At 71.5% G+C, this 4,635-nt stretch carries 6 protein-coding genes and 1 pseudogene; 4 read left to right on the top strand and 3 right to left on the bottom strand.

The annotated features are described in order from the left end of the window. Window positions 1-39: 39 nt before the first annotated feature. The 3 genes from ABT085_RS44060 to ABT085_RS44050 all read right to left on the bottom strand — a co-directional run bounded on the left by ABT085_RS44060 (window position 40) and on the right by ABT085_RS44050 (window position 2,580). Window positions 40-783, bottom strand: a complete 744-nt coding sequence (locus ABT085_RS44060; protein WP_351622165.1) for a sulfite exporter TauE/SafE family protein — start codon at window positions 781-783, stop codon at window positions 40-42. Continuing rightward, entirely contained in the window at window positions 780-1,139 is a 360-nt protein-coding gene (locus ABT085_RS44055) for a rhodanese-like domain-containing protein (RefSeq protein WP_351622162.1), read from the bottom strand. The genes ABT085_RS44060 and ABT085_RS44055 overlap by 4 nt, the downstream gene beginning before the upstream one ends. 67 nt (window positions 1,140-1,206) lie before the next feature. Next, window positions 1,207-2,580 carry a rhodanese-like domain-containing protein gene (locus tag ABT085_RS44050; protein ID WP_351622159.1) on the bottom strand — a complete coding sequence of 458 codons (1,374 nt, stop codon included), beginning with the start codon at window positions 2,578-2,580 and terminating at the stop codon, window positions 1,207-1,209. 156 nt (window positions 2,581-2,736) lie between these two features. On the opposite strand from ABT085_RS44050, the pseudogene ABT085_RS44045 reads away from it, so the two are divergent. The 4 genes and pseudogenes from ABT085_RS44045 to ABT085_RS44030 form a co-directional block, all read left to right on the top strand. Next, window positions 2,737-2,964 (top strand): annotated as a pseudogene (locus ABT085_RS44045) (helix-turn-helix domain-containing protein); the annotation flags it as partial. Window positions 2,965-3,182: 218 nt separating this feature from the next. After that, window positions 3,183-3,461: an SHOCT domain-containing protein gene (locus tag ABT085_RS44040; RefSeq protein WP_351622156.1), complete on the top strand. Its 279-nt coding sequence runs from the start codon at window positions 3,183-3,185 to the stop codon at window positions 3,459-3,461. A 149-nt stretch (window positions 3,462-3,610) separates the two neighbouring features. After that, entirely contained in the window at window positions 3,611-4,060 is a 450-nt protein-coding gene (locus ABT085_RS44035) for a sulfocyanin-like copper-binding protein (protein WP_351622154.1), read from the top strand. Between the two features lie 182 nt (window positions 4,061-4,242). After that, on the top strand, window positions 4,243-4,635 hold a 393-nt coding region (locus ABT085_RS44030), incomplete at its 3' end, for a helix-turn-helix domain-containing protein (protein ID WP_502982977.1).

Below are 4,635 nucleotides of genomic sequence, written 5' to 3'. Positions count from 1 at the left end.
CCGGGACACCGGCGCCTGCAGCAGGCCCCACGGGCATTTTCACAGCAGGGTGCCGATCCCCATGGCGACGGCGACGGTCAGCAGCAGGCTGCCGAAGACGCGTTGCAGCGTGGCCGGTGAGACCTTCGCGCTCAGCCGTTTGCCGTCCCAGGCGCCCAGGACCGCAGTGGCGATGAACGGCATGATCAGCTCCCAGTCCAGGGTGGTGGCGGTGGCCGCACGGGCGACGAGGGCCACCAGTGCGTTGGCGATGATGACCAGCAGGCTGGTGCCCACGGCCGCGCTCATGGGTACGGCGAGCACGGCCACCAGGGCCGGGACGGCCAGGAATCCGCCGCCCACCCCGAGGAACCCGGTCACCGCGCCAAGGCCCGCACCGGCTCCCGCCGCGCGGGGCCCCGACACCGTCCCGCTCTCCGGCGGCGTGCGGCGGCGCAGCATGCGCGAGCCCGCCAGCACGGCCAGCATCGCGAACGCCAGCGTCAGCACGGTGGCGGGGATGCGTGCGGACAGAACACCGGCCGCGGCGGCGGGCAGCAGTCCGGCCGCTGCGAACAGCAGCCCGGCCCGCCAGCGCACCTTCCCCGCGTGGGCATGGGCCACCAGGGCGGTGGCCGAGGTGACGATCACGATGATCAGGCTGGCGGTGGTCGCTTCGGCCGGGCTGAAGCCGAGCAGATAGATCAGGGCGGGGACGGTCAGGATGCTGCCGCCCGCCCCCAGCGAGCCCAGGGCCAGGCCAACCAGTGCCCCGGCGAGCAGGGCGAGGACGAACGCGGTCATATGACGCTGCCCGCCTGCCCGTGCGCGTCCTGGACGGGCAGGCCCTGCCCGGCCCAGTCGCGCATGCCGCCGGTGACGTCGACCGACTCCACGCCCCGGTCGTCCAGCAGCCGCGCGGCGTGCTGGGAGCGGTTGCCCGAGCGGCAGATCAGCACCAGGCTGCGCCCGTCCTGGCTGCCGGGCACATCCGCGCCGGCTGCCAGGCGCGACAGCGGCGCATGGAGCGCGCCGGGCGCGTGACCGGCCTGGTATTCGTCCGTCTCACGGACGTCGAGCAGCACGGCCGTACATTCCTGGAGCATGCGGTGGGCCTGTGCAGGGGAGATGCGGCCGGGGCCGCCTTGGAGCGAGAGCATGGCTGTGTTTCCTCAGGGCTCCTGGCGTGCCGGAACCGTCGGCGGCCCGGCAGAGCAGGTCGTGTGGTCAGTGCTGGGCAGGCGTGACAAGCGCGAGGCCGGCGTCGGCGGCGGCTGCGTAGCCGTCGTCGACGGCCACCACGTCACGGCCGGAGGCATCCAGCACAGAGGCGGCGATCGCTGCGCGCATCCCGCCTGCGCAGTGCACCCACACCGTGCCCGGAGGCACCTCGTCCAGGCGCTGGTGGACCTGGTGGATGGGGATGTGCACGCTGCCCTCGATCCAGCCACCCGCGCGCTCGCTGGCGCGGCGCACATCCAGGACCACCACGTCCTCGCCCTGCTCAGGCGCGGCGGCCAGGTCGGCGAACGTCGCCCGGGGGAACGACGCCAGCTTGTCCTGCCCGGTGACCCAGTCGGCCGGAGAGCCGACGGCGGCCGCGGCCGGGCGGTCGATGCCCACCCGGGCCAGCTCCCGCTGAGCGCGGGCGATCTCCTCGGCGCTCCCCGCGAGCAGCGTCACCGGCCTGCCCCACGGGATCATCCACGCCAGATAGGTCGCCAGCTGCCCCTCGACCTCGAAGTTGAACGAACCGGCCACGTGCCCCTCGGCGAAGGCCACCCGGTTGCGCAGGTCGACGACCCACTCGCCCGCCGCCAGGCGCCGTGCGATCTCGCCGGCGTCGGCGCGCTGCGGGGCGGTCAGGTCCACCGGCGCGGGGCCAGCGGCGTTGGCCGGGCCCATGTGCGCGTAGTAGGCCGGCACATCGTCCAGCCCGGCCAGCAGCTCCTTGACGAACGTGTCCACGTCCTGAACCAGCGCAGGGTTGGACGCCCTCTCCGCGCCGATGGTGCTGTGCTCGCCGCCAGCCTGGGTGGAGGAGCAGAAGCTGCCGAACCCATGCGTAGGCATCACCGGCACCTCGTCGTCCAGCTCCGCCGCGAGCCGGTGCGCGGAGGCATGCTGGGCCCGGGCCAGCTGCTCGGTCAGCCGCGGCTCCACCAGGTCAGGGCGGCCCACGCTGCCGATCAGCAGCGACCCGCCCGTGAACGCGGCCACCGCCCGGCCGTCCGCCTCCAGCACGTAGGAGGTGTGATGCGGAGTGTGTCCCGGAGTGGCGACGGCCCGCAGCACCAGGCCCTCGTCGACCTCCTCCGCGTCCCCGTCGGCCACGGGAACCCGCTCATACGCAACCGAGGCCCCGGCGGGCACCAGGTAGCGAGCCCCGGTCAGACGGGCCAGCTCCAGGCCCCCGGTCACGTAGTCGTTGTGCACGTGCGTCTCAGCGACCACCGCGATCCGCACCCCGCGCTGCGCCGCCGCAGCGACCACCCGGTCGATGTCCCGCGGCGGGTCCACCACGACCGCCGCATGGGCGCCCCCGGCCAGGTAGCTGCGGTTGCCCAGATCTTCGGTCTCCAGGATGTCGGCAAAGAACACGGCACTCTCCCTCATCACACTTTTACCCCCCGGGGTATCTGCATCCACCGTAACAGAAATACCTAGGGGGGTATTTTCAAGAGCCCGAGACAACCGTCACGTGGGCGATTCGCGCGCAGCGACAAGGGGACGGTTACGGGTGGCAGATAGATCGGCTTGCTCGCCCTGCGCGAGGCTCCGGCTCACCCCGCGGATCTGGCCGAGACGCTGGGCGTCTCCCGTACCCGCCTGTCCAGTCACCTGGCATGCCTGCGCGACCGAAGCCTGGTCGTCGCCGTGCCGGTGGGGCGCCACACCCGCTATGAACTGGCGGACGAGCGGCTCTGGACTTCTTCGGACCGCGCCGTGCCCGCCAGCCCAGCGTGCCGATCAGCACGGCCGAAGCCAGGACTACGACGATTTCGAGCGCCCATGGGTTGCTCACCTACCTTGTCGGTTCCTCCACCCCCCCTACGTGATACCGGCGCCGCAGGACAGCGCTGCGCGCCGGCCCCTCACCAAACCGTCAGCCGATCTGCGGTGGTGGGCAGGCAGGGCATGGCTGCCTCTGCTGGCGCATTCTGGAGGTGGGGCTTGCCCACCGGCCGAGGAAGGTGATCGGCATGATGTGGTACGACGGCGGCTGGGGCTGGGGCGGCTGGTTCTTCGTGGCCATTTTCATGGTGCTCTTCTGGGCGCTGGTGATCGCCGGGATTGTCGCGCTCGTCCGCTACCTCGCGGGCGGTCATCACGGCCATCCGGGCGGCCCGTCTCCCCCCTCCGGTGAGCCTGGGTGGGGAAGCAGGCGAGCGGAGGACCTGCTCGCTGAACGGTTCGCCCGCGGGGAGATCGACGAGGACGAGTACAAACGGCGCCTTGCGCTGCTGCGGGAGCACCGGTGAGCGCGAGGCGCCCGCGCGGGATGTGGCTGGTTGCAGGGGCAGCTGCCGCACTGGTGCTGGGTATTGCGACTACACTGTTGTTCGCCGCCACCGGTGCCTTCCGCCACAGTGCGCCGGCGGCCTGGCGAGGGCCAGGCACGCAGTGCAATGTGCCTGCTCTGAGAGGCCACGTGGTGGATGTGACCGTGGGGGACATGGGGCCGGGCATGATGGGCCGCCCCAACTGGCGTACCCCGGGCCCCGGCTGGCAGGGCATGGGCATGATGCGTCTGAGCGCCACACCGGGCACGGTCCCGGCCGGCGTGGTGTCGCTGCGGGTCACCAACGTGGGCGTCCTCCCCCACGAAGTGGTCGTGCTGCCCCTGCCAGCGGGTCAGGCCGCGGGCGAACGCCTCACCGGTTCTGACGGGAAGGTCACTGAGACGGGCAGCCTGGGTGAGGCGTCGCGCAGCTGCGGTCCGGGGACCGGGAACGGCATCACGCCCGGCGCGACGGCCTGGACCACGCTGACGCTGCAGTCCGGCCGCTACGAGCTGGTCTGCAACTTGCCCGGCCACTACCTGGCCGGCATGTACACGGAGCTGGACGTCACACGGTGACCACGGCACGTCTGTCTCAGCAGGCATCGCGGAGTCTTCCGGCCGGCGGGAGTCAGGCGCCTTGTCCGTTGCCCCGACGTGGTGTGGATACGACGTAGCCCTGGCTGCAACCCCCAGCCCTACGAGCAGTTGGCTAGTGTGATGCGCCAGAAATCCTGAGGGTTAGTAAGTACGCTGTTGGCATGTCGCATTCGGGGCCTTCTGCTGTGGCGATCACGTTGTCCGAGGCCGAGCGTGCTGAGTTGGTGCGTCGGACGGAAATGCCGCACCGGCGCTCGGCCGAGAAGGCCCGCATCATCCTGGCGTGTGCTGACGGCATGTCGAACGCGGGTGTCACGCGGCTCGTCGGTGTCCAGGCCAAGACGGTCGGCAAGTGGCGCCGGGCTTTCGCCGCAGAGCGGATGGCCGGGCTCGAGGACGCCGGCTGGATCGGCCGGTCGAAGGCCGACCTGGTCCTCGACGATGCTGAGCGCAGACAGCTGCAGCAGTGGGCGCGGCAGGCCAGGACCGCCCAGTTCCTCGCGTTACGGGCCAAGATCGTGCTGCGCTGCGCGGAGGGCGGGACGAACCAGCAG

The sequence above is a fragment of the Streptomyces sp. NPDC002265 genome, from assembly GCF_040296125.1.
Taxonomy (GTDB): Bacteria; Actinomycetota; Actinomycetes; order Streptomycetales; family Streptomycetaceae; genus Streptomyces.
This window is presented reverse-complemented; position numbering and strand designations above follow the sequence as displayed.

Bases quoted from the DNA above. Each gene is read 5' to 3' on its own strand.
- ABT085_RS44060 (WP_351622165.1), bottom strand. From the start codon at position 783: ATGACCGCGTTCGTCCTCGCCCTGCTCGCCGGGGCACTGGTTGGCCTG.
- ABT085_RS44055 (WP_351622162.1), bottom strand. From the start codon at position 1,139: ATGCTCTCGCTCCAAGGCGGCCCCGGCCGCATCTCCCCTGCACAGGCC.
- ABT085_RS44040 (WP_351622156.1), top strand. From the start codon at position 3,183: ATGATGTGGTACGACGGCGGCTGGGGCTGGGGCGGCTGGTTCTTCGTG.